The 23,351-nt window shown below is 72.5% G+C and carries 26 protein-coding genes; 14 read left to right on the top strand and 12 right to left on the bottom strand.

Translation table 11 applies throughout. The features are described from left to right. Positions 1-37: 37 nt before the first annotated feature. From AOK15_RS14740 to AOK15_RS14735, 3 genes are all read right to left on the bottom strand, one after another. Complete coding sequence (locus AOK15_RS14740) at positions 38-631, bottom strand: chloramphenicol phosphotransferase CPT family protein (RefSeq protein WP_055516746.1); 594 nt, start codon at positions 629-631, stop codon at positions 38-40. Next, the gene (locus tag AOK15_RS42120; RefSeq protein ID WP_079058492.1) at positions 628-807 is read right to left on the bottom strand and encodes a hypothetical protein; all 180 of its coding nucleotides are present in this window, start codon (positions 805-807) and stop codon (positions 628-630) included. The genes AOK15_RS14740 and AOK15_RS42120 overlap by 4 nt, the downstream gene beginning before the upstream one ends. A 164-nt stretch (positions 808-971) precedes the next feature. Further along, a complete protein-coding gene (locus AOK15_RS14735) occupies positions 972-1,847 on the bottom strand; it encodes an undecaprenyl-diphosphate phosphatase (protein WP_055516744.1) in 876 nt (291 codons plus the stop codon). A 359-nt stretch (positions 1,848-2,206) separates the two neighbouring features. Between AOK15_RS14735 and AOK15_RS14730 the strand changes: the two genes are divergently transcribed. Genes AOK15_RS14730 through AOK15_RS14720 form a run of 3 tightly spaced genes read left to right on the top strand, consistent with a single transcriptional unit; the run spans position 2,207 to position 5,048 of the window. Next, positions 2,207-3,409: a Gfo/Idh/MocA family protein gene (locus tag AOK15_RS14730; protein WP_205632136.1), complete on the top strand. Its 1,203-nt coding sequence runs from the start codon at positions 2,207-2,209 to the stop codon at positions 3,407-3,409. Then, positions 3,406-4,341, top strand: a complete 936-nt coding sequence (locus AOK15_RS14725) for a DUF6807 domain-containing protein (RefSeq protein ID WP_055516740.1) — start codon at positions 3,406-3,408, stop codon at positions 4,339-4,341. Before AOK15_RS14730 ends, AOK15_RS14725 begins: the two co-directional genes overlap by 4 nt. Next, complete coding sequence (locus AOK15_RS14720) at positions 4,338-5,048, top strand: cupin domain-containing protein (RefSeq protein ID WP_420876905.1); 711 nt, start codon at positions 4,338-4,340, stop codon at positions 5,046-5,048. Before AOK15_RS14725 ends, AOK15_RS14720 begins: the two co-directional genes overlap by 4 nt. 173 nt (positions 5,049-5,221) lie before the next feature. On the opposite strand, the gene AOK15_RS14715 is transcribed toward AOK15_RS14720, so the two are convergent. Further along, complete coding sequence (locus AOK15_RS14715; RefSeq protein ID WP_055516734.1) at positions 5,222-5,668, bottom strand: anthrone oxygenase family protein; 447 nt, start codon at positions 5,666-5,668, stop codon at positions 5,222-5,224. Positions 5,669-5,764: 96 nt separating this feature from the next. Here AOK15_RS14715 and AOK15_RS14710 point away from each other — a divergent pair, with 96 nt between their 5' ends. Further along, positions 5,765-6,343, top strand: a complete 579-nt coding sequence (locus AOK15_RS14710; RefSeq protein WP_055516731.1) for a TetR/AcrR family transcriptional regulator — start codon at positions 5,765-5,767, stop codon at positions 6,341-6,343. Between the two features lie 53 nt (positions 6,344-6,396). Here the strand turns inward: AOK15_RS14710 and AOK15_RS14705 are convergent, their stop codons facing one another. Then, positions 6,397-6,903 (bottom strand): GNAT family N-acetyltransferase, encoded by a 507-nt coding sequence (locus tag AOK15_RS14705; protein ID WP_055516728.1) that lies wholly within the window; start codon positions 6,901-6,903, stop codon positions 6,397-6,399. A gap of 251 nt (positions 6,904-7,154) precedes the next feature. Between AOK15_RS14705 and AOK15_RS14700 the strand changes: the two genes are divergently transcribed. Beyond that, positions 7,155-8,111 carry an SDR family NAD(P)-dependent oxidoreductase gene (locus AOK15_RS14700; RefSeq protein ID WP_055516726.1) on the top strand — a complete coding sequence of 319 codons (957 nt, stop codon included), beginning with the start codon at positions 7,155-7,157 and terminating at the stop codon, positions 8,109-8,111. Positions 8,112-8,168: 57 nt separating this feature from the next. Here AOK15_RS14700 and AOK15_RS14695 read toward each other — a convergent pair whose 3' ends face one another. Beyond that, the gene (locus AOK15_RS14695; protein ID WP_055516723.1) at positions 8,169-8,951 is read right to left on the bottom strand and encodes a TVP38/TMEM64 family protein; all 783 of its coding nucleotides are present in this window, start codon (positions 8,949-8,951) and stop codon (positions 8,169-8,171) included. A gap of 527 nt (positions 8,952-9,478) precedes the next feature. On the opposite strand from AOK15_RS14695, the gene tuf reads away from it, so the two are divergent. Together tuf and AOK15_RS14680 are read left to right on the top strand one after the other, a co-directional pair. After that, positions 9,479-10,648: an elongation factor Tu gene (gene tuf, locus AOK15_RS14685; protein WP_055516719.1), complete on the top strand. Its 1,170-nt coding sequence runs from the start codon at positions 9,479-9,481 to the stop codon at positions 10,646-10,648. A 120-nt stretch (positions 10,649-10,768) separates the two neighbouring features. Beyond that, positions 10,769-11,614, top strand: a complete 846-nt coding sequence (locus tag AOK15_RS14680; protein WP_055516750.1) for a spermidine synthase — start codon at positions 10,769-10,771, stop codon at positions 11,612-11,614. On the opposite strand, the gene AOK15_RS14675 is transcribed toward AOK15_RS14680, so the two are convergent. From AOK15_RS14675 to AOK15_RS14665, 3 genes are all read right to left on the bottom strand, one after another. Next, on the bottom strand, positions 11,576-12,880 hold the full coding sequence (locus tag AOK15_RS14675; protein WP_055516717.1) for an MFS transporter: 1,305 nt from the start codon (positions 12,878-12,880) through the stop codon (positions 11,576-11,578). The genes AOK15_RS14680 and AOK15_RS14675 overlap by 39 nt on opposite strands. Positions 12,881-13,245: 365 nt before the next feature. After that, entirely contained in the window at positions 13,246-14,310 is a 1,065-nt protein-coding gene (locus AOK15_RS14670) for a DUF8017 domain-containing protein (protein WP_055516715.1), read from the bottom strand. 60 nt (positions 14,311-14,370) lie between these two features. Further along, positions 14,371-15,372 carry a DUF8017 domain-containing protein gene (locus AOK15_RS14665; protein ID WP_055516713.1) on the bottom strand — a complete coding sequence of 334 codons (1,002 nt, stop codon included), beginning with the start codon at positions 15,370-15,372 and terminating at the stop codon, positions 14,371-14,373. A gap of 185 nt (positions 15,373-15,557) precedes the next feature. On the opposite strand from AOK15_RS14665, the gene AOK15_RS14660 reads away from it, so the two are divergent. The 3 genes from AOK15_RS14660 to AOK15_RS14650 all read left to right on the top strand — a co-directional run bounded on the left by AOK15_RS14660 (position 15,558) and on the right by AOK15_RS14650 (position 18,485). Then, complete coding sequence (locus tag AOK15_RS14660) at positions 15,558-15,995, top strand: DUF4442 domain-containing protein (protein WP_055516711.1); 438 nt, start codon at positions 15,558-15,560, stop codon at positions 15,993-15,995. A gap of 158 nt (positions 15,996-16,153) precedes the next feature. Next, positions 16,154-17,761, top strand: a complete 1,608-nt coding sequence (locus tag AOK15_RS14655) for a carboxylesterase/lipase family protein (RefSeq protein ID WP_055516709.1) — start codon at positions 16,154-16,156, stop codon at positions 17,759-17,761. Between the two features lie 73 nt (positions 17,762-17,834). Beyond that, entirely contained in the window at positions 17,835-18,485 is a 651-nt protein-coding gene (locus AOK15_RS14650; protein WP_055516707.1) for a DedA family protein, read from the top strand. Positions 18,486-18,589: 104 nt separating this feature from the next. Here AOK15_RS14650 and AOK15_RS14645 read toward each other — a convergent pair whose 3' ends face one another. Next, on the bottom strand, positions 18,590-19,132 hold the full coding sequence (locus AOK15_RS14645; RefSeq protein WP_055516705.1) for a gamma carbonic anhydrase family protein: 543 nt from the start codon (positions 19,130-19,132) through the stop codon (positions 18,590-18,592). A 124-nt stretch (positions 19,133-19,256) separates the two neighbouring features. On the opposite strand from AOK15_RS14645, the gene AOK15_RS48305 reads away from it, so the two are divergent. Then, positions 19,257-20,009 carry an acyltransferase gene (locus AOK15_RS48305; protein WP_055516702.1) on the top strand — a complete coding sequence of 251 codons (753 nt, stop codon included), beginning with the start codon at positions 19,257-19,259 and terminating at the stop codon, positions 20,007-20,009. A 104-nt stretch (positions 20,010-20,113) separates the two neighbouring features. On the opposite strand, the gene AOK15_RS14635 is transcribed toward AOK15_RS48305, so the two are convergent. After that, entirely contained in the window at positions 20,114-20,971 is an 858-nt protein-coding gene (locus AOK15_RS14635; RefSeq protein WP_055516700.1) for an EamA family transporter, read from the bottom strand. Between the two features lie 93 nt (positions 20,972-21,064). On the opposite strand from AOK15_RS14635, the gene AOK15_RS14630 reads away from it, so the two are divergent. Both AOK15_RS14630 and AOK15_RS14625 read left to right on the top strand, forming a co-directional pair. Further along, positions 21,065-21,637 carry a helix-turn-helix domain-containing protein gene (locus tag AOK15_RS14630; protein WP_055516698.1) on the top strand — a complete coding sequence of 191 codons (573 nt, stop codon included), beginning with the start codon at positions 21,065-21,067 and terminating at the stop codon, positions 21,635-21,637. A 42-nt stretch (positions 21,638-21,679) separates the two neighbouring features. Beyond that, complete coding sequence (locus AOK15_RS14625) at positions 21,680-22,237, top strand: YbaK/EbsC family protein (RefSeq protein WP_055516748.1); 558 nt, start codon at positions 21,680-21,682, stop codon at positions 22,235-22,237. A 176-nt stretch (positions 22,238-22,413) separates the two neighbouring features. Here the strand turns inward: AOK15_RS14625 and AOK15_RS14620 are convergent, their stop codons facing one another. After that, on the bottom strand, positions 22,414-22,974 hold the full coding sequence (locus AOK15_RS14620; protein WP_055516696.1) for an NAD(P)H-dependent oxidoreductase: 561 nt from the start codon (positions 22,972-22,974) through the stop codon (positions 22,414-22,416). A gap of 130 nt (positions 22,975-23,104) precedes the next feature. On the opposite strand from AOK15_RS14620, the gene AOK15_RS14615 reads away from it, so the two are divergent. Next, the coding region (locus AOK15_RS14615) for a helix-turn-helix domain-containing protein (protein WP_157870252.1) at positions 23,105-23,351 on the top strand (247 nt) is incomplete at its 3' end.

Here is a 23,351-nt window from a genome sequence, read left to right as displayed (position 1 = left end):
GGCTGCGCCCCGTGCTTCTCACGGGCGCGGCAGGCCGTTACCGGCGGTCCCGCTTCTCGCGCAGCCGCTGGAAGGCGGTCGGAGCGGGCCGGTGGGGCAGGAACTCCTTGATGTGCCGCGCGCAGAGCTGCGGGTCCGCGAGGGACGTGTCGCACTCGATGTCGTAGATCCCGTGGGCGTGCACCTGCGCCAACTGGCGGGCCGCGAGCCCCGGGGGCCGGTCGCCCCGATCGCGCTCCCGTCGTTCGAGTTCGGCGCGGGGGCAGTGGACTCCGACGAAGACGACGTCCTGCGGCAGGAACAGGTCGAGGCAGTCCCGCAGCCGCCACTCCTCGCTGAGGACGTGGTCGACCACGATGTTGTTGCCCGCGGCGGCCATGCCCGCGATCGCGCGGTGGTAGCCCCGCCAGGTGCGGTGGAGCACGGTGGCCAGCCGCTCGGGCTCCATCTCCTGCCGTGTCCGCATGGCGTGGAACGCGTCGACCGGCAGATGGAAGAACGGCTCGTCCAGGATCCGCAGCAGCTCGACGGCGATGCTCGACTTGCCCGAACTGGACGTGCCGTTCAGGAAGATGATCAGCCCTCCGGGGGTGCCGTCCGAGGCGGCCGCACGCTGCTCCGGTGCTCTCACGCGGCCTCGATGACCTCTCCGCGTATCGCCGCGGCCCACTGCACCACCAACAGCTCGTACTCCGCGCGCTCCTGGGCCGACAGCGAACCGCCCGCGCGCCGCCACAGGGCGCGGATCTGGTCGTTCACATCGGCAGCGGACCGCACGGAACCACAGGCAAGGGAATCGGGGGACATGCGGACAAGCGTAGGCGCAAGAGCTGACGGTGCGCTACAGCCCGGCTACGGATCCCGTATGTGCTTGGTCACTGAAGGGAGTTGGGGCGTCCGCTCAGCTGCGGACGCCCCAACTCACGTGCTCGGGGCGGCCCGGTGACCGGCCGCCCGCGGATGCCTCCCGGTCAGCCCGCCGACTCGCCGGCGTGCGGGCTCAGTACGCCCATCGAGACGAGGACGACGATGACGATGCCCAGAGCGATGCGGTACCAGACGAAGGGCATGAAGCTCTTGGTGGAGATGAACTTCATGAACCACGCGATCACGGCGTACCCGACCACGAACGCGATCACCGTGGCGAAGATCGTCGGGCCCCAGGAGACATGACCGCCCTCCAGGGCGTCCTTCAGCTCGTAGCCGCCGGAGGCCAGCACGGCGGGGATGGCCAGGAGGAAGGAGTAGCGGGCCGCGGCCTCGCGCTTGTAGCCCATGAGGAGGCCACCGCTGATCGTGGCGCCGGAGCGGGAGACGCCCGGGATGAGGGCCATGGCCTGGCAGAGGCCGAAGATCAGGCCGTCCTTGACGCTCAGCTGGTCCAGGGTCTTGCGTTCCTTGATGGCGCGGTGCTTGCCGCCCGTCTCGTCGCGGGCGGCCAGGCGGTCCGCGACGCCCAGGACGATGCCCATCACGATCAGCATGGTCGCGGTGATGCGCAGATCGCGGAACGGGCCCTCGATCTGGTCCTTGAGGGTCACACCGAGGACACCGATCGGGATGGAACCGACGATCACCAGCCACCCCATCTGGGCGTCACGGTCGCCGCGCATCTCCTTGTTGAACAGGGAGCGGGACCACGCCGAGATGATGTTGACGATGTCCTTGCGGAAGTAGATCAGCACCGCGGCCTCGGTGCCGATCTGGGTGATCGCCGTGAAGGCCGCTCCCGGGTCCTCCCAGCCGGAGAACGCCGCCGTCAGGCGCAGGTGCGCGCTGGAGGAGATGGGGAGGAACTCGGTCAGCCCCTGGACGAGTCCGAGGATGAGGGATTCAAACCAAGACATGAAGTTACGTGGTCCAAGCGCTGATCGTGAGGGGCCGACGGGAAAGGCGACACGCCGCCGACCCGGCCGCCGGGCGGCCGTGCGGGGCGGGTGATCACAGGTACGGGGGCAGCCTAGCGCCCTCGGATGACGGGGCCGCCACAGGGGTTTGGCAGGGCCGTGCGGGGGAGGGGTGCGGACCGGCGTACCGAGGGGTGGAACGGCCGAATCCATGGTGTTGACCAGTGACTATGTCCGCACATACGTTGCTGGCTGGAGAAAGCGCTTGCCGTTGCGAGGGCCGCCGTACCGCCGGAGCCCTCGCCACCAGGCGTTGGCCACTGTCCGACGTCCCGTTCGATGGAGTGCTGATCACGTCCATGCCCACACCCAGCAACGATCCGAGCCCGACTGCGGACCAGCCACCGGCCCCCCTGAAGGGCCGCCGTGTCCGCGCCGCCGTCATCGGCATCGGCGCCATCGGCGGCGGCTCCCACCTGCCCGCGCTCGCGCACCTCGCCGAGGAGGGCGAGACCGAGGTCGTCGCGGCGGTCGACATCGATGCCGAGGCGGTACGCGCGTTCTGCGCCGAGCACGGCATCCCGCACGGCTACACCGATCTGGACCGCATGCTGGCCGAGCAGCGCCCCGACCTGGTCTGCGTGTGCACCCCGCCCACCCTGCACCGCGACCAGACCGTGGCCGCGCTGCGGGCCGGCGCCTGGGTGTGGTGCGAGAAGCCGCCGGTGCCGACGCTCGCCGACTTCGACGCCGTGGAGGCGGAGGAGGGCGCGGACACCGGCGGGCCCTTCGCCTCGATCGTCTTCCAGCACCGCTTCGGCTCGGGCGCCACACACGTACGGAAGCTGATCGCCGAGCAGGCGGTCGGTCGTCCCCTCGTCGCGCACTGCCAGACCACCTGGTACCGGAACACCGCCTACTACGCCGTGCCCTGGCGCGGCCGCTGGGCGACCGAGGGCGGCGGCCCCGCCATGGGCCACGGCATCCACCAGATGGACCTGCTCCTCGACCTGCTCGGCCCGTGGAGCGAGGTCCGCGCCATGGCCGGGCGCCTGGTCCACGACGTGGAGACCGAGGACGTCTCGACCGCCCTCGTACGCTTCGAGAACGGCGCCCTGGCCACCGTCGTCAACAGCGTCCTCAGCCCCGACGAGGTCAGCCGCATCCGCATCGACTGCGAGCGCGCCACGATCGAGCTCACCCACCTGTACGGCCACTCCAACGCAGACTGGTCGATCACCCCGGCCCCCGGCACACCGGACGCGGACGCTGCGGCCTGGCGGGACTTCGGCGCCGACGTGCCCAGCTCCCACCTGGCCCAGCTGCGCGAACTCGTGGCGAGCATGCGCGCCGGTGAGCGGCCCCGCAGCAGCGGCGCCGACGGCCGGACGAGCCTGGAGCTGATCGCCGCGCTCTACAAGTCGGCGTTCACGGACACGACCGTACGGCGTGGCGAGATCGGCCCGGGGGACCCGTACTACACGGCCATGCACGGCGGAGCCCCCGGCTGGGCGCCCGCACCCGCCCAGGAGCCCGCCACGAGTGAGGAGATCCCCGCATGACCTTCCACGACGGGCTGCGCGTCGTCCACGCCCACGGCGACCGGATCACGGTCACCGAGCCGGCCACCGGCGTCGAGCTGTTCAGCTACGTGTACCGGCCGGAGGCGGCCTGGGAGGCCCCCAAGCCGTATCTGCACCCGGTCCGCACCCTCGCGGGCGACGTCGTCACCGACTACCGCCCCAACGACCACCGCTGGCACAAGGGCCTCCAGCTGACGGCCTCGCACCTGTCGGGCCAGAACCTGTGGGGCGGCAACTCCTACGTCCACGGCGAGGGGTACCTGCCGATCCCGGAGCGGGTCGGCTCGATGGCCCACGCCGGGTTCGACGAGGTCGTCTCCGACGGCGACCGGGTGGTGATCGCCGAGCGGCTGACCTGGCACCCGTACGGCGGGGAGCTGTGGGCCGACGAGGAGCGCCGGATCGAGGTGCACGACGTCGACACCGAGGCGGGGTCGTGGGCGCTCACCTGGACCAGCGCGATCACCAACCGCCGTGACGAGCCGCTGCTGTTCGGCAGCCCCACCACCGCCGGGCGCGAGATGGCCGGCTACACCGGCCTGTTCTGGCGCGGCCCGCGCGCCTTTCGCGAGGGGCGGATCATCGGCCCCGACGCCGAGGGGCCGGAGCTGATGGGCGGACAGGCGCCGTGGCTGGCGTACTCGGGCGAGCACGACGGCACCGACGGGCACGCCACGCTCGTCTTCGTCCATGCCCCCGAGAACGACCACACGGGCGCCGAGGGCGCCCACCCCGCCCACTGGTTCGTCCGCAACGAGCCCTTCGCGGCCGTCGCCCCCTCCTGGGCGTTCTTCGACGAACTGGCGCTCGCCCCCGGCGACACGCTCACCCGCCGCTACCGGGTCGTCGTGGCGGACGGGGCCTGGGAGCGGGAGGAGATCGCCAAGTACCTGGAGGCGCACCCGTGGTGAACGGTTACGAGGGACTGCCCGGCGGGGTCGCCGTCTCGCACCTGTCCGTCTACGACTGGCCCGCGACGGACGGAGTGTGCGGCGGAACGCCCCATATGCACCTGACCTGCTCGGAGGGGTACGTCGTCACCGGCGGACGCGGCGCCGTGCAGACCCTGACGGCCTCCGGGTACGAGGTCACGCCCCTGACGCCGGGGACGGTCGCCTGGTTCACGCCCGGCACCATCCACCGGCTGGTCAACGAGGACGAGCTGCGCATCACCGTCCTGATGCAGAACAGCGGGCTGCCGGAGGCGGGCGACGCCGTGCTCACCCTGCCGCCGCGGTACCTGACCGACCCGGAGACGTACGCCGCGGCGACCCGTATCCCGGTGGACGCGCCGGAGGAGGAGCAGGAGCGGGTCGCCCGTGCCCGCCGCGACCTCGCCCTGGAGGGCTATCGGGCGCTGCGCGACGCGGACGGACCCGAGCCGCTCGCCGCGTTCCACCGGGCCGCCGCCGCGCTGGTCCGGCCCCGGCTCGCCGAGTGGCGGGCGCGCTGGGTACGGGGCGCGCGGGCCGCCGCCGAGGCGACGGGGGAGCAGTTGGACCGGCTGGAGCGCGGGGACGTGACCTACCTGGCCGACGCCGAGGTCCGGGCGCGGGAGCCTTCGGCGTACGGGAAGTTCGGGATGTGCGGGCGGCTGGACGTCTATCAGGGGGACTGAGCCGGGGTGGCGGGGCGCCTGGCGCCTCGCCTTCGGGGCGGGGGCGACGGTGTTCTGGCGGCTGCGGGCCGTGAGGGCTTGTCGCGCAGTTCCCCGCGCCCCTTCAGGGCGCGGGTGCGAGGCCCCTGTTCGCAGGTGACCGCCGCGGCGGCGCCCGCGTGTCGCCCGCGAGGTCAGACGAGGGCGGCGGCCAGCAGGGCGAAGGCGGCGATGATGAGGGCGACGCGACCGTAGTGGTAGCGCTCCCAGCGGTTCATCTGCTCCTTCCAGTCGGCGGGCCGGCTGTCGGGGGTCCAGGTCTTGCCCCGGTTGTTGATCGGGACGAGCAGCAGGACCGACATGATCACGCTGAGGAGCAGCAGCACGCCGGCCGTGACGACGAGGCCGGTGCCGGGGTCGTGCCGGCCGAGCGCGGCCCAGACCCCGACGAGGGCCAGCGAGCTGATGTACCAGACCGGCATCACGGCACCGAGCATCCGGCCCCCGTGGGAACGGCCGAGCTGGCCGCTGTCGCCGGGGAGCGCGTCGAGGATCCGGTTGAGGACGAAGGCGACGGAGAACTCCACCCCCACCATCACGCCGACGGACACGAGGGTGACGACCTGAAGCGCGTTGAGCATGGAGCTGCCTCCCGAGATCGATCTAGCATTGCTAGCTGATGTGGCAACGCTAATGCTGGCGCTGCTCGATTGTCTAGCGATGCTAGAATTCGCGGCATGTCGGTACAGGAACGCAAGGAACGCGAGCGGGCGGCCCGTGAACGTCTGATCGTGGCGACGGCCCGCGAACTCGCCGAGGAGCAGGGGTGGGACGCGGTCACCACCCGTCGGCTGGCCGAGCGCATCGAGTACAGCCAGCCCGTCCTCTACAGCCACTTCCGGGGCAAGCGGGAGATCATCGGCGCCGTCGCCCTCGAAGGCGCCGCCGAGATGGCCGGGGCGCTGCGGGCCGCGACCCGTGCCGCGGACGGTCCGCGCGCCCGGGTCGTCGTGCTCGCCCGCACCTACCTCGACTTCGCCGAGCGCAACCCGGCGGTCTACGACGCCATGTTCCAGCTCGACGGCGGTCTGGCGTTCGCTCAGGAGGACACCCCCGCACCGCTGAAGGACGCCTTCACCGCCCTGCTGGAGACCCTCGCGGAGGTGGCCGGGGACGGCGTCCACCCGGGCGTCTTCACCGAGGTGTTCTGGGCCTCCCTGCACGGACTGGCGACCCTGACCCGGGCGGGACGCCTGCCGGCGGAGTACGCCGAGGGGAGACTGGAACTGCTGGTGGACCGGCTCGCCGTGGTCTGACGCGGCCCGCGAAGACCAGCACGGGAACGGGCCGCGGCGTCAGAGGGGCGGGGTCACAGCGGCCGGCGCATGCATGCCCGGGGCCACCGGTCCAGGCCGTGCGCCGCTTCCCGGGCGCGGATCGCCCGCAGGCCGGGGGTGAGCCCACTGTCGTCCAGGAGGCGGAACCCGCAGCGTGCGTAGTAGGGGGCGTTCCACGGGACTTCGGTGAACGTGGTCAGCGTCAGGGCGGGCGCCCCCTCGGCTGTTGCGTGACCGGCCAGATGATCCAGCAGGGACCGCCCGACGCGGCGGCGCGCACTGTCCGGGTGCACCGACACCTGCTCGACGTGGAGGCTCCCGTCGACACGGTCGGCGATCAGATAGGCGACCGGGGTGTCGGCGTCGTCGGCCGCGACCCAGGCGAGCCCGGCGTGGAGGTGACGGGCGAGTTCACCGAGCGGGAGTGGTTCGTCGTCGGCGATCCCCGGCATGCCGATGTCCCGGAAGCACTGCCCGGCGGCCCTCTCGATGTCCTGAAGCAGGGGCAGTTCGTCCTGGCGCACCGCACGGATATGCATGAACGCATTGTCCGAGGCGATTGGGAAAGCGCCACCGAATAAGGCGGGTCCTCGCAGCCCCCGCAGCCCTGGGGCGGTGTCGGAGCTCGCCTTCCTCGGAACGGTGCCGGAACCGGCGCTGTGCGGAGGGGTGTCGGAGGTCTGTCGGCGGTGGTTGTGCTCTGTCGGCGGTGTGTCGGCGGGGGTTGCGACCTTGGGTGGGTCGGTGCTCCCCATGAGCACGCCGCCGCCGAGCGCTTGGAGCTGTCATCGTGTCTTCCGTATCCCTCTCCCGGAGCCGACCGTGGGACGTTCACCGGCTGCCGTCCGCCGAGGGGAGGAACGTCCTGGTCACCGGAGGCAACGCCGGGATCGGCTACTTCGTCGCGGAGCAGCTCGCCGCGACCGGCGCCGTGGTGGTGCTGGGCAGCAGGGACGCCGCGAAGGCCGACGCCGCCATGGCCTCGATCCGCACGCGTGTCCCCGGCGCGCGGCTGCGGCACCTCCCACTGGACCTCGCCGACCTGTCGTCCCTGGAAACCGCCGTGGGCGGGCTGGACCTCCGGCATCTCGACGCGGTGGTGCACAACGCGGGGGTCGCGCTCGACGAGCCGCCGCGACGGGAGACCGTGGACGGCCACGAGCTGATGTTCGGCACCAACCACCTCGGCCACTTCGCGCTCACCCGGTGGCTGGCCCCCCTCCTGTCCGCGGCACCGGCGGGCCGCGTCGTGACGGTGGGAAGCTTCGCCGCACGATCCGAGCGACTGGACCTGGGCGACCTCCGGTCGACCCGGGACTACCGGCCCAAGCGCACCTACGGCCGCTCGAAGCTGGCGCAGATGTGCTTCGGCTTCGCACTCGATCGCCACCTCCGCGCCGTCGGCAGCACGGTACTCAGCGTGGTGGCCCACCCCGGCGGCGCGCTGGACTCCCTCACCCCGTCCCGCCCGCCGCTCCGCGTGACACCCCCCGGCGAGCGGCTGCGCGCCCTGCCCGCCGGGCTGCTGGTGCAGGGCAAGGACGCCGGGGCGTGGCCCGTCGTCCGTGCCGTGCTGGACGCGGAGATACGGGGAGGGCAGTTGTGGGGGCCGAGGGTCCTCGGCCTGCGGGGCACACCACGGCGTGAGCCCGTGCCCTCGCACATGACCGATGCGGAGGTCGCCGCCGCCCTGTGGGCCGCGAGCGCGGAGTGGGCCGACATCGACCCCGACCTCGGCTTCCGATAGGCGCGGAAGCCGAGGGACGGCCCTCTCGGGCTCGTACCGTCCGGCGGTCCGGCGGTGTCAGCGGGCCCGCAGGTGGTGGCGCTTGCGCCAGGCCACGGCCGCGCCCAGCAGGGCCGGGAGCGCGATGCACGCCATCGCGAGCAGGAAGGCCGGGGAGGTCGGGGCCGAGGCGCGGGCGCCCGCGACGGCGTAGGCGGCGGTGTTGGGGACGGAGCCGAGGGCCGTGGCCAGCAGGAACGGCAGATAGCCCATGCGGGAGACGGAGGCGCAGTAGTTCGCCGCCCAGAACGGCACCCCGGGGAAGAGGCGGGCCGCCAGCATCGAACGGAACCCGTGACGGCTGAGCTGACCGTCCGCCGACTTCAGCCAGCGGTGCCGCAGCAGCGGCCGCAACGCGTCCTGCCCGAGCATCCGGCCCAGCGCGAACGCGATCCCCGCCCCGAGGACCGTTCCCGCGAGCGCGGAGGCCAGCCCCAGCTGCGAGCCGAAAAGGGCACCCGCCGCGATGTTGAGGATCGGCCGGGGCACGAACGCCACCGTGCACAGCCCGTACGCCACCGCGAACACCACGGCCGCGGTGCCGCCGCTCAGCTGGGGCGGCCAGCCGTCGGCCAGCAGCCGCTGCGGCTCGAACAGAAGCACGGTCACCACGGCGCCGGCGAGCAGCGCCAGCAGCAGCGAGAACCGCGCCCACGGCGAGAGCAGCGCTCTGCCCCAGCGGGCGGCGCCGTCCGGCGAGACGGCGGGGACGGCTGCGGGAGCGGCGACGGCGAGCTCCGTGGCGGCGGTCCGGGGAAGGACCGAGGCGGTGCCCCCAGAGCGGGTGGTGGCATCGAGCATTCGTCGACGGTAACCGACCGATGTGTGTGTATGCCCTACGGAACGTCTCACCGCGGTCACAGGAACCGGAACGACAGCCCCCTCGGGCATCCGCCATCCGGCACCCGGCCGGGGACCGTGCACCGCGCGGCCTGCGTCTTCGGGAGCACGCGCACCGCCCGGCCCGCGTTCAGCCGGCCCCCGACCTGTGAAGCATCTCTCTTCGGCTGAAGCATCTCTCTCGCCCGGTCCCCGAACTCGCCCTCCCGGAAAACCATTCGACGCGGGCGGACGCGTCGGCGAGGATCGACCCATGTTCCGGTACGCCTTCGTTCTCGCAGCGTCCGCGGTAGACGCGGATGCGCCGAAGGCTGCCCTTCTGATCGTCATGGCCGCCGCAGACGGCGCCCGAAGCTGACCCTTCCCGGAGATTCCGGCGGACCCCGCAGGGGGAGGGTCGGCGCATTCTCGGGGTCCCCGTCCCGGCCACGCCCTCACGGCGCCGGGGCCATCACTCAGTACCGCTGAAGAGGCTTCGAGGTATCGCCATGTCCAAGACCGCTTACGTCCGCACGAAACCGCACCTCAACATCGGCACGATGGGCCACGTCGACCACGGCAAGACCACCCTGACCGCCGCCATCACCAAGGTCCTCGCCGAGCGCGGGTCCGGCACGTTCGTGCCGTTCGACCGTATCGACCGCGCCCCCGAGGAGGCGGCGCGCGGCATCACCATCAACATCGCGCACGTCGAGTACGAGACCGACACCCGGCACTACGCGCACGTCGACATGCCCGGCCACGCCGACTACGTCAAGAACATGGTCACCGGCGCCGCGCAGCTCGACGGGGCGATCCTCGTCGTCTCCGCGCTCGACGGGATCATGCCCCAGACCGCCGAGCACGTCCTGCTCGCCCGGCAGGTGGGCGTCGACCACATCGTGGTGGCGCTCAACAAGGCCGACGCGGGTGACGAGGAACTGACGGACCTCGTCGAGCTGGAGGTGCGCGAATTGCTCACCGCGCACGGCTACGGCGGCGACTCCGTCCCCGTCGTACGGGTCTCCGGGCTGAAGGCCCTCGAAGGGGACCCGCGCTGGACGGCGTCCGTCGAGGCGCTGCTGGACGCGGTGGACACCTATGTCCCGATGCCCGAGAGGTATCTGGACGCGCCGTTCCTGCTGTCCGTGGAGAACGTCCTGACGATCACCGGGCGGGGGACCGTCGTCACCGGTGCCGTCGAGCGGGGCACCGTCCGGGTCGGCGACCGGGTCGAGGTGCTCGGCGCGGACGTCGAGACGGTCGTCACCGGTCTGGAGACCTTCGGCAAGCCGATGGAGGAGGCGCAGGCCGGGGACAACGTGGCGCTGCTGCTGCGCGGGGTGGCGCGGGACACCGTCCGGCGCGGACACGTGGTGGCCGCGCCGGCAAGCGTCGTGCCGAGTCGGCACTTCACCGCGCAGGTGTATGTGCTGTCGGCGAAGGAGGGGGGCCGTACGACGCCGGTGTCCAGCGGGTACCGGCCGCAGTTCTACATCCGCACCGCGGACGTGGTCGGTGACGTCGACCTCGGGGAGGCGGCCGTCGCCCGGCCGGGCGACCGGGTCACGATGAGCGTGGAGCTGGGACGGGAGGTTCCGTTGGAGCCCGGTCTCGGGTTCGCGATCCGTGAGGGCGGCCGCACCGTGGGGGCGGGGACCGTCACGGCCGTCCGCTAGTCGGGGCAAGGAGCGTGGGGGACCGCGGGCCGTCCGGCCGGTCGCGTGGTTCCCCACACCCCCTTCCGGCGGCGCTCCTACGGTCGTTCGACCGGCTCCGCGCCCGGCAGAATGGTTTCCGTGAACGAAGCCATACCCGTCTCCCGTGCCATCGACCGGGGCACCGCCAAGCTCATGCCCGACGTCGACCGGGAGCGGGCCTGGCTGCTGACGGTCGACGGGGCCCCGCAGTCGTACGTCGACCTGGACGAGCCCACGCACCTGGAGTTCGAGTACGCGCGGCGACTCGGGCACGCGCTGGACACGGTGGCGGAGCCCGGGCGGCCGCTCGACGTGCTGCACCTCGGCGGGGGCGCGCTCACCCTGCCCCGCTATGTGGCCGCCACCCGCCCGGGGTCCCGGCAGGACGTCGTCGAGTACGACCGGGGGCTGCTGGACCTCGTCGTGGAGCAGCTGCCACTGCCGGTGGACGCCGGGATCACGCTGCACGGCGCCGACGCGAGGAAATGGCTCGAAGGCGCTCCCACGGGCTCCGCCGACGTCGTCGTCGCGGACGTCTTCGGCGGCTCGCGCGTGCCCGCGCATCTGACGACCGAGGGGTACGCGCGGGCCGCCGCACGGGTCCTGCGGGCGGACGGCGTCTACCTCGCGAACCTCGCCGACGCCGCGCCCTTCGCCTTCCTGCGGTCCCAACTGGCGACGCTGGGCACCGTGTTCGAGGAGCTGGTACTGATCGCCGAACCCGGGGTGCTGCGCGGCCGGAGGTTCGGCAACGCCGTGCTGCTCGCCTCCCACCGGCCCCTCGACGTCGCCGCCCTCGCCCGGCGCACCGCCGGTGACACCTTCCCCGCGCGGGTGGAACACGGGGCGGCGCTGCGCGCCTTCATCGGTGGTGCCGCGCCCGTCGGCGAGGAGGACGCGGTGCCGTCACCCGAGCCGCCCGACGGCGCCTTCGGCATCGGCTGAGCCGGGCTCGGTGCCCGGCTCGCCCTTGGCGACGGGCTGGGCGCTGCGCAGGGTCAGCGTCCGCACGTCCCGGATGCACAGCACCGCCGCCGTGGCCGCGACGCACAGCCCGGCGCAGCCCCACAGAGCCGCCGGACGGCCGAACGCGCTTTCCGCGGGCCCCGCCAGCGCGGCGGCCAGCGGCACCATCGAGACCGAGCCGAACCAGTCGTACGCAGAGACGCGCGACAGCTTCTCCTCGGGGATCTCCTGGTGCAGCGCCGTCATCCAGGAGACGCCGAACACCTCGATCGACATGCCGGCGACGAACATCGTCACGCACAGCACGACGACCGGCGCGGGCACGGCGAGCGCCGCGGACGGCAGGGCGAACGGGAAGACGCACAGCACACCCACGAGGAGCAGCCGGCGCGGTTTCCAACGGGTCATCAGCAGCGCCCCGACGGCGTTGCCGGCCCCGAACAGCGCCAGCGCCAGCCCCCAGGGGCCCGCACCGCCCAGATGGTCACGGGCCACCTGGGGGCCGTAGACCGCGTCGGCGGCGACGATGACCGCGTTGACGAGGGAGAACTGTACGACGATCGCCCACAGCCAGGGCCGGCCGACGAACTCCCGCCAGCCGTCGCGGAGATCGGCGAGCATGCCGTGGCCCGGCTCGCGGTCCGGTATGTGACTCACGTCGAGGAAGGCGCGCATGGCCCCGGCGATCGCGAACGCGGCCGCGTCGACGGCGAGCACCCAGCCGGGGCCGATCACCGCGACGAGCGCGCCCCCGACGGCCGCGCCGGTCATGGTCGCGCCCTGCGAGGCGAACCGGAACAGCGCGAAGGCCCGCCCGGCCTGCTCGGCGGTGACCGACGACAGCAGCATGCCCTCGGCCGCCGGGTTGAAGAACGCCTGGCCGGTGCCGCCGAGGGCGGACAGCATCATCATCTGCCACAGCCGCGCCTCCCCGGTGAGCACCAGCACCGCGAACACGGCCTGGGACACACAGTTGAGGGCGTTCGCGGCGACCATCACCCGGTGCCGCGGCAGCCGGTCCGCGACCGCGCCGCCGATCAGCAGGAACAGCACCAGCGGCAGGGTGCGCGCCGCCGCGACCAGACCCACGTCCCCGCCGTCGCCGCCCGACTCCAGGACCGCGAAGGCGGCCGCGATGAGGGCGCCGTGGCTGCCCAGGTTGGTGACGACCGCGGCGGCCGTCAGCATCGTGTAGTTGCGGCCCGCCCAGGCGGGCCGGCGGCGGAAGGCGGCGGGAGTGGTCACCGGCCGACTATCGCCGCCCCCGGCATTGCTTGCCAAACCGTTTCCGCATGGCGTATGGCCAGATCAGGCCACCGGCAGGGGGGTGGCTCGGCCGCCTCGGGGGGCCGGTAGCCGGGCGGGGCGCACGAGCCCGCCGCCGATGTCGGCGCCGCCCCGCGGGCAGCGGCGCGCAGGCGGCCGGGGCTAAGGCGCGGGTGCGTCGGCGGCACGCGCGGAGGGCGGCCGCGCCGCGCCGCCAGCGTCGGCGCCGCCGCCGACCGGGCGGTGCTCATCGCGCCGGGCGGACGCGCCGGTCGCCACCGGGCGGCGCCGAACCGCGGCGGCCGTGCCGCGCGCAGCCGCCGCCCCCGTACCCGGTGTCGCGCTCAGCCGCCCGTGGGCTCGCCGTACAGCCGTACCGTGCTGAGGATCTTCTGCACCGTCGCGTCCGGCACCTCGTCGTCGACGCCCTTGGCACCGTGGAATGTCCAGGAGACGTAGTCGTCCTTGGAGTTCTTGAAGGCGAACGTGGTCGCCTTGCCGTCGGTGTCGCACTTGCCCTTCTTGGGGACACCGGTCGAGGAGGTGGTCGCGACACTGCCCTCGACACCCGACGCCGTCGTGTACGGCTCCGGCTTGCCGACCTTCATCAGCTTCTTCGAGGAGTCCTTCTGGTCGGTGTAGCCGCCGAAGACCCACCACGCCGAGTCGTTGCGGGCGATGTCGTCGGTGTCCTTCGCGCCCTGCTGCCCCTTGGTGCCGACGGCGGCGAGGGACGTCTCCTCCTTGTAGCCGTCCTTGTTGGCGTCGGCGACACACCACTTCTCCTTGAGGATGGCGGGCGCCGACATGCCGATGATGACGGAGGTGTCGTCCTTCGAATTGTCGTCGAAGCCGATGAAGGTGCCGGGCGTCTTGACGTCCCAGTCCGGGGGCACGTCGAAGGCCGTGCCCCACTTCGGGTTGACGACGACCTTCCAGCCCTCGACGGTCGGCTGCGCGCCGGCGTCCTCACCGCGTGGGTTGTCCTGGCTCTCCGAGGCGGTCGGCGTGGGCGAGACCGACGGCTTGGGGTCGTCCTTCGCCTCGGTCTTGCCGTCCTCGTCACCGCCGAGGACCAGGAATCCGGTCACACCGGCGGCGACGACGACCGCCGTGGCCGCCACGATCGCGATGAGCTTGGTCCGGTTGCCGCCGCCTCCGCCCGGCGGTACCGGCGCGCCCACCGGGGACGGTGCACCCCACGGGGGCTGCTGCCCGTACTGCGGTTGCTGACCCGTCGACTGGTACCCGGGCTGCTGGTACGGGTTCGGCTGCTCGTACCCGGGCTGCTGGTACACGGGCTGTTGTTGTCCCGTCTGTCCCGGCTGGCCGTACCCGGGCTGCTGGTACGGGTTCGGTTGCTGCGGGTTCTGCTCGCCCCCGGGCGGCTGCTGCTGTCCTGGCCACATGGCTCGTAACCATAGATGTGCCGGAGGCGAGGGTGCCACGGAGCCCCCGCCCCACGGTCGTCAGCCGCCCGTCGGTTCGCCGTACAGCCGGACGGTGCGCAGGATCTTCTCGATGGTCGCGTCCGGGAGTTCGTCGTCGACACCGGTGGCACCGAACAGGCTCCACGCCACGTAGTCACCCGCGGAGTTCTTGAACCCGAAAGTCACGGCCTTGCCGTCGCTCGCGCACTTGCCCTTCTGCGGCGTGTCCTTGGAGCGGGCCCAGGCGACACTCCCCTCCACCCCGGAGGCCGTCGTATAGGGCTGCGCCTTCTTGTCGACGGTGAGGCTCTTGCGGTCGGGCTGCGTGTAGCCGCCGTACACGTACCAGGGCACCTGGTTGAGGGCGACCTCGTCGGTGTCCTTGGCGCCGTTCGCGCCCTTGGTGCCCGCGCCGGCGAGCTCGGTGTGGTCCTCGCGGCCGTCCTTGTCGTCGTCCGAGGTGCACCACTCGGACTTGAGGAACGCCGGTGCCGACATGGTGATGAGGGGCGGGTCCCCGGCCTCGCCCTTGGCGTCCTCGAAGCCGGTGACGGTGGTCGGCGACGCGACCTCCCAGTCCGCCGGGACGTCGAAGGCCGTGCCCCACTTGGGGTTGACGACGACCTTCCAGCCCTCGACGGTCGGCTCGGGACCGTCCGCGCCGCGGCCGTCGTCGGCCGATGCGGAGGGGCTCGGGTCCTGGGAGGCGCTCGCCGAGGCCTTCCCGCCCTTGCCGCCGCCCTTCGCCTCCTCGTCCTTGTCGCCGCCGAGGACGAGGAACCCGGTCACCCCGGCGGCCACGACCACGGCCGCGGCCGTCACGACGGCGATGAGCTTGGTCCGGTCGCCGCTCCTGCCGGGCGGCACCGGCGCGCCCGACGGCGCCGGCGTGCCCCACTGCTGCCCGTACGGTCCCGGCGCGGCCGGCTGCTGATGGCCGGGCTGCTGATAGGGATTCGGCTGCTGGTACCCCGGCTGCTGGTACGGGTTCTGCTGCGGATTCTGCTCGCCCCCGGGCGGCTGCTGCTGTCCTGGCCACATGTCCGGCAACAGTAGTGAGCCCGTGCCACGGTTCCGTCACCGTGCGCCCCCAGGCATGTACTGGTCAGGTGGAGAGTTGGTGAGGGATCGGGGCGGGGTCGGATTCTGTTGCGCTGACCACACCGCGGCACCCCTGGTCAGAGGTTCCTACCCGCGGGTAACATCGCGGCATGAGCGCAGACCAGATGTCGATCGGCGAGATGCTCGCCGCCACGGTGCCGATGGCCAGGACGCTGAACCTGGAGTTCCTGGAGACCACGCCGGAGAAGGCCGTGGTGGCGCTGCCGGACCGGAGCGACTTCCACAACCACGTCGGGGGGCCGCACGCCGGCGCGATGTTCACGCTGGGCGAGTCGGCGAGCGGGGCGATCGTCCTCGCCGCCTTCGGTGACCAGCTCTCGCGCGCCGTGCCCCTCGCGGTCAGCGCCGAGATCGCGTACAGGAAGCTCGCCATGGGCGAGGTCACGGCCACCGCCACCCTCGGCCGTCCCGCTGCCGAGGTCGTCGCCGAGCTCGACGCCGGGGAGCGCCCCGAGTTCCCCGTCTCCGTCGCCATCCGACGCGCGGACGGCGCCGTCACCGGCGAGATGACCGTCGTCTGGACCCTGCGCCCCAACGGCTGACCCGGTCCACTCCCGTCACCCTCGCCGTCCGCCGTCCCGGCCGACCGGCGAGGGCTCCTTCGCGCAGCTCATTGACACGAGTCACTCGCGGCCCTAGGTTCCCCGCCGACACGCGCACCCGTGGTCCACCACGACGCCTGCACGAAGGAGTGAGGCTCATGCACGACACCGTGTCCCGGAGTTCCGCCCGCTTATGGCGCCTGGCGGTGGGAGCGACCGCTCTCGCCGCCACCCTCCTGGCACCCGCCCCGGCCCAGGCCGCGCCCCCCTCGGAACCGACCGTCGTCCGCACCGACGCCGGCTGGGTGCGCGGGCAGACCACGGCCGAGGGGCGGCAGTTCCTCGGCATCCCCTACGCCCGGCAGCCCGTCGGCGACCTCCGCTGGACCGAGCCCCGGCCGGTGCCCCCCTGGCAGGGGGTGCGCGAGGCCGGCGCGTTCGCCAACAGATGCGCCCAGACGGCCAGTTGGGACCCCGGCTACGAGCGGCCCAGCCACACCGAGGACTGCCTGGCCCTCAACGTCCACACACCGCAGGGCACCACCCGCCGCCCGGTCATGGTCTGGCTGCACGGCGGCGGCCTGACCGCCGGCGCCGGAGAGGACGTCGTACCGGACGCCTTCGCACGGCGTACCGGCACGGTCGTCGTGACCGTCAACTACCGCCTCGGCGCCATGGGGTTCCTCGCCACCGACGCCCTCGACAAAGAGGCGAGCGGCGGCGTCTCCGGCAACTTCGGCATGCTCGACCAGCAGGCCGCGCTGCGCTGGGTGCGGGCCAACATCGGCCGCTTCGGCGGCGATCCGGACCGCGTCACCATCGCGGGCGAGTCCGCGGGCGGCCGCTCCGTCTGCACCCAGCTGGCCTCACCCACCTCGCGCGGCCTGTTCCGCGCGGGCATCGTGCAGAGCGGCGCGTACGGCGACTGCTCGGCCCGCACGCACGAGTCGGCGGTCGCCCAGGGCAGGACCTTCATGACGCGACTCGGCTGCGCCGACACGGCGTGCCTGCGCGGGAAGACCGCCGCCGAGATCCTCGCCGCCCAGTCCGGCCTGAACTGGGGTCCCGTCACGGGCGGCGCCTTCCTGCCCGTCCAGCCCTTCGAGGCGTTCCGGAAGGGGGCGGCCGCCCGGGTGCCCGTCCTCAACGGCGCCAACCAGGACGAGGGCCGCCTCTTCGCCTTCGCCCGCTTCGACGCGGCCGGCACCCCGCTCACCGCGGAGCAGTACCCGTCCGTCATGCGGACCGCCTACGGCGACCGGGTCCTCGCCCGCTACCCGCTCACGGACCACCCCTCGCCGACCATCGCGTACGGCACCGCCCAGGGCGACCAGGGCTTCGCCTGCCCCGCGCTGCGACTGAACGAGGTCCTCGCCGGGCGCGGACCGGTGTACGCGTACGAGTTCGCCGACCGGACCTCCCCGCCCTTCGCCTCACTGCGCAACCTGGGCACCGACTTCGACTTCGGCGCGACCCACGTCAACGAGGTGCAGTACCTCTTCCGGCACTTCGGTCTGGACAGCCCGCTGGACGCCGGGCAGCGGGCCCTGGCACGCCAGATGACCGACTACTGGGGTTCCTTCATCCGCGACGGGGTGCCGAGGGCCGCCGGTCAGCCCGCCGTCCCGGCCGGAGGCGACCGGGTGCTGACCCTCAGGGCCGCCGCACAGGGCGGAAACGGGCTCAGCCGGACCGTGCGCGCGGAGCACGCGTGCGATCTGTGGGACAACCTGCCGGGCTCCGCCGCCGTCACAGTAAGCAGGTAGGCTGCCCCGGCGCGTGCTCCACCACGAGCGCGCGCCGCGGGTCCGAGAACCGGACGCATGGGAGGAAGCGGCTTTGCACGTCCAGGAGTGGCTCGAAACGGTGCCACCGCTCAGCATCTATCTGCTGGTGGGGCTGGTCATCGGTCTGGAGAGCCTGGGCATCCCCCTGCCGGGCGAGATCATCCTGGTCTCCTCCGCGCTGCTCGCGTCCCAGCACGGCGAGATCAACCCGGTCATCCTCGGCGCCTGTGCCACGGCCGGCGCGATCATCGGCGACTCGATCGGCTACGCCATCGGCCGCAAGGGCGGGCGTCCGCTGCTGGCCAAGCTCAGCCGGAGATTCCCCAAGCACTTCAGCGAGAGCAATATCGCGGTCGCCGAGCGGTCCTTCGACCGCTGGGGCATGTGGGCGGTCTTCTTCGGCCGCTTCATCGCCCTGCTGCGGATCTTCGCAGGCCCCCTCGCCGGTGTCCTGCAGATGCCGTACTGGCGCTTCCTCACCGCCAACGTCCTCGGCGGCATCCTCTGGGCCGGTGGCACCACCGCCGTCATCTACTACGTCGGCGTGGTGGCCGAGGCCTGGCTCAAGCGCTTCTCGTGGCTGGGCCTGGTGCTGGCCGTGCTGATCGGGGTGACGTCGATGCTGGTGATCAAGCGCAAGGCGAAGAAGGCGGCGGAGAAGGCCGAGGCCGGCGAGACGGAACTGGTCCCCGCCGCGGACTGAGGCCCCAAGCCCGAGCGAGCAGGGGCAGGGCACGGGCAGACACGCGGGCCGTGCCGACAGACAGGGGCCGCGCCGCCGACCGGTGGCGCGGCCCTTCTGCCGTCTCAGGCGCCGTACTCCTCCTGCGCGGCCCGGTGGGCCTTCGCCAACTCGGTGTAGTGCGTGCCGTTCAGCGTGACGCCCTCGCGCTCCTCCTCGGTGAGGGGGCGCTTGACCTTCGCCGGCACGCCCGCCACCAGCGAACCGGGCGGCACCCGCATCCCCTGCGGTACCAGCGCCTGCGCCGCGACGAGGGAGCCCGCTCCGATCACCGCGCCGTTCAGCACGGTGGCGCCCATCCCGATCAGGCAGTCGTCCTCGATGGTCGCCCCGTGCACGACGGCGTTGTGCCCGATCGAGACGCGCTCGCCGATCGAGACCGGGAAACCGGGGTCGACATGGAGCGTGCAGTTGTCCTGCACATTGCTCCCGGCCCCCACCACGATCGGTTCGAACTCGGCCCGCAGCACCGCGCCGTACCAGACGCTGGACCCGGCGCCCAGCGTGACGTCGCCGATCACCGCCGACGTGGGGGAGACGAACGCGGCGTCCTCCACGTCCGGCTTCTTGCCGCCGAACACCGTGATCAGGGCCCGCTGCCGATTCATTGCCGCCTCCTGGTGATGGATCAGTCTCCCTCCGCACCGTAAGCCATGGGCACGGCGTCGCGTGGGGTGAAGATCACAGTCGAGCGACACGGTCCGGAAGCCGACCGGTGAGTACGGTGAGCGGGTGCCCAGAAGCAGGAACACGTTCTCGTCATGGCGGCGTCGCGCGGTACAGCGCGCCGTCCACGCGGGCTGGGAGTGGGTGCAGCGCACGGGGGCGGTGACGGCCGAGCACCCCGGACGCTTCCGGTTCGGCGCGATGGGAACCGGTACCAGACTGGCCTTCCCGCTCGGCACGGTCTTCGGCGAGCCGTGGATCCACCTGGGCTCCCACTGCATCATCGGCGAACAGGTCACGCTGACCGCCGGGCTGATGCCCGACCTCGATCTCGGCGCGGAGCCGATCCTGCGCATCGGTGACGGCGTCGTCCTCGGCCGGGGCAGCCATGTCATCGCCGACACCAGCGTGACCATCGGCAGCGACTGCTACTTCGGGCCGTATGTGTATGTGACGTCCACGAACCACTCGTACGACGACCCGCACGAGCCGATCGGCAGGCAGTGGCCGCGGATGGACCCCGTGTCGATCGGGCCCGGCTGCTGGATCGGCACCGGCGCGGTGATCCTGCCGGGGGCGCGGATAGGGCGCAACGTGGTGGTGGCCGCCGGAGCGGTCGTCCGGGGCGAGGTTCCGGACCGCTCGGTGGTGGCGGGGGCGCCCGCGAAGGTCGTGCGGCGGTGGGACCCGGTGGAGGGCTGGCAGCCGCCGATCCGGACGCCCGCGCCCGTGCCGATTCCTGACGGGGTCACGCCGGAGCAGTTGCTGGCGTTGGCCGAGTGGGAGGCGGAGACGGAGGGCGCGGGAGAGACCGCCTGACAGCTCGGGTGGCCGCGGTGCGTTGGCGGCTGCGGGTTGTTGCGGCTTGTCGCGCGGTTCCCCGCGCCCCTGGAGCGGCGGTGGTGTGGGCCGGTGGTGGGTGCTCAGCCTGTTGCCAGGAGGAGGGTGCCTGCCAGGGCCAGGCCCGCGCCGGCCGCCTGGATGGGGCGCAGGCGTTCGCCGAGCGTGAAGCGGGCGGCCAGCGCGGTGATCACGGGGTACAGCGAGGCGAGGACGGCGGCGACGGTCACCGGGCCGTGCTGGGCGGCCAGGGAGTAGGTGCCGTTGGCGGCCACGTCCGCGAGGCCGACGAAGGCGAACGCCGGGAGCGAGCCGTACGGGAAGCCCTCGGGCGGGAGGGCCGGGGTGCCACGCCGCACCGAGACGTAGAGGGCGGCGCCGCCCGTGGCGGCGTTCGTGACCCTCTGGACGAACAGGGCCAGGAACAGGCCGGTGAGCGTCGTCGACGCCTCCGCGATCAGGGCCATCACCGCGCCGAAGCCGAAGGCCGCGACCAGGGTGAGGAGGATGGTCTGCCGCTGGACGGGGGCGCCCTTGATCTGCGGGCCGCCCGCGAGCACGACCCCGGCGACCGCCACCAGGATCCCGGCGATCTGCGGCAGGCCGGGGCGCTCGCCGAGGAAGAGCCCGATGCCCACCGGGACGGCCACGCTCAGCGAGCCGAGCGGGGAGACGACGCCCATGGGGCCGAGGGCGAGCGCCTTGTAGAAGGCGAGCATGGCGACCGGGCCCACCACGCCGGCGGCCACGGCGAACCACAGCCGGGGGCCGGCCTCGCTCCAGCCGCCGGTCGCGACGACCATCGCGCCCAGCACGACGGCTGCGATCGTCTGGGAGACGACGACCACGGTGAGCGCCGGGACGCGCCTGCTCAACAGCCCGCCGCCGAAGTCGGCCAGGCCCCACAGCAGGCTGGTGGCCAAGGCGAAGAGTGCGGTCATCGGGCAGCCTCGCAGTACAGTTCGGTGAACGAAGAGTGCACTTCACCGTAGTTTATTAAGCTGAACTCTGTCATTCAAAATATTGGACGGAATGTGTCGGACCTCGACCTGCTGACCCAGTCCCTGGCGCGGAACGTCAAACGCTGGCGCACGGAACGCGGCTTCACCCTGGACGCCCTCGCCGCCCGTGCCGGAGTCAGCCGCGGCATGCTCATCCAGATCGAGCAGGCCCGCACCAACCCCAGCATCGGCACCGTCGTCAAGATCGGCGACGCCCTCGGCATCAGCATCACCACCCTGCTCGACTACGAGCAGGGCCCCAGGGTCCGCGTCGTCCCGGCCGAGCAGGTGGTCCGTCTGTGGCACACCGACGCGGGCAGCTACAGCAGGCTCCTCGCCGGTACGGAGGCACCCGGTCCGCTGGAGATGTGGGACTGGCGGCTGATGCCGGGCGAGGGCAGCGGATCGGATCCGCACCCGACCGGCACCGTCGAGATCGCCCATGTCACCGCCGGCGAGCTGACGCTCACCGTCGAGGGCGCGGAGTACCGCGTCCCGGCCGGCTCCAGCGTCACCTTCGAGGCCAACACCACGCACCGGTACGCCAACGACGGTGACGTCCCGACCGAGATGGTGCTGACGGTTTCGGTGCCGCCCGTCCACTGAGACGTCGACTCGCCTCACCGGTGCTTTGTTAGCGTGCCGGTCATGCGCGCACCCATCGGAGACTTCGACCACGCCACCCCCGCCCCCGCATGCCTCGACCGGCTCGTCGGGCCGGTCGCCGACGCCGTACGCCACTGGGGCGGCGCCGTGCCCGCCGAACAGTTGCTGTACGTGGAGACGGACCCGCGGTGGGCCGACACCGCCGTGTTCGTCGAGCACTACGGGCGGGATCTGCTGGAGCGGTCCGCGAACTGCGTGGTCGTCGCGGGCAAGCGGGGCGGCGAGTCGAGCCTCGCGGCCTGCGTGGTGCTGTCCACGACCCGTGTCGACGTCAACGGTGCGGTCCGGCGGCAACTGGGCGCCCGCAAGGCGTCCTTCGCGTCGATGGACACGGCCACCGGGGAGACGGGCATGGAGTACGGCGGCATCACGCCCGTCGGGCTGCCGGCGGGGTGGCCGGTGCTGGTGGACTCCGCCGTGGTCGACCTGCCGTACGTCCTGGTCGGCAGCGGCCGGCGGCGCGGCAAGCTACTGGTGCCGGGCAAGGCGTTCGCCGAACTGCCCGACGCGGTCGTCCTGGAGGGGCTGGGTATCGCCTGACCGGCGGCGCGGTCTCCGGGGGAGCGCTGGGCTCGCCCGGCCGGTGCCGTGGTCGTCCTGGGGGACTGGGCATCGCCGGTGGGCGCGTATCCGGTGACCGGCCCCGGTCCGGGAACGGCGGCGCCGGGCCCCGGACCTCGCGGCCCGGAACCCGGCGGTGTACGGCCGTGTGCGACTCAGGCGGCCGCGGCGCCCGCCTGGGCGGTGAGCTGCTCGATGACGGCGGTGAGGCCGGTGACCACCTCGGCGTCGTCGGCCGGGTGGGTCTCGGCGAAGCGGACGACCGAGCCGGGGATGGAGAGCTTGGCGTCCTCCAGGACCGTGGCACCGGCGATGCCCACGGCCTTGCGGGTCTCGTCCTGCGCCCACACGCCGCCGAACTGGCCGAAGGCGGTGCCGACCACGGCGACCGGCTTGCCCGTGAAGGAACCGGCGCCGTACGGGCGGGACAGCCAGTCGATGGCGTTCTTCAGGACGGCCGGGATGGTGCCGTTGTACTCGGGGGAGAAGAGCAGGAAGCCGTCCGCCTGGCCGGCCGCCTCACGCAGACGCGCGGCGGTGGCCGGGAGGGCCTCCTCGGTGTCGATGTCCTCGTTGTAGAACGGGACGTCGGCCAGGCCCTCGTACAGCTCGATCTCGACGCCTTCGGGGGCGTGCTTCACGGCCGCCTCGGCGAGCTGACGGTTGTGCGAACCGGCGCGAAGGCTGCCGACGAGCGCGAGGATGCGTACGGACATGAGCTGACTCCTAGCAAGGGTGGAAGCAGAAGGCCGGAACCGGGGTTCAAACGGACCGGGGTCCGTTGAAATTTGTAGCACCTATCCGGACCGCGGTCCACTTCTCTGTGGTGAGCGTTACGCTCTTTTCATGAACGAGCCGCTGCCGCCCTTGGTCAGGCCCTCGGAAAGCGACCCTCTCGACGATCTGATCGACTTCGTTCCGCCCGCCGGTGACCAGCCGCGACTGCGGGCCGACGCCGCACGCAACCGTGCCCGGCTGCTGGAGGTCGCCGCCCGTCTGGCCGGGGAGTGCGGAGCGGGCAACCTGACGATGGAGGCCGTGGCGACCGCCGCGCAGGTCGGCAAGGGCACCGTCTTCCGGCGCTTCGGCGACC

The organism is Streptomyces ossamyceticus (assembly GCF_001418475.1).
Taxonomy (GTDB): domain Bacteria; phylum Actinomycetota; class Actinomycetes; order Streptomycetales; family Streptomycetaceae; genus Streptomyces; species Streptomyces ossamyceticus.
This window is presented reverse-complemented; position numbering and strand designations above follow the sequence as displayed.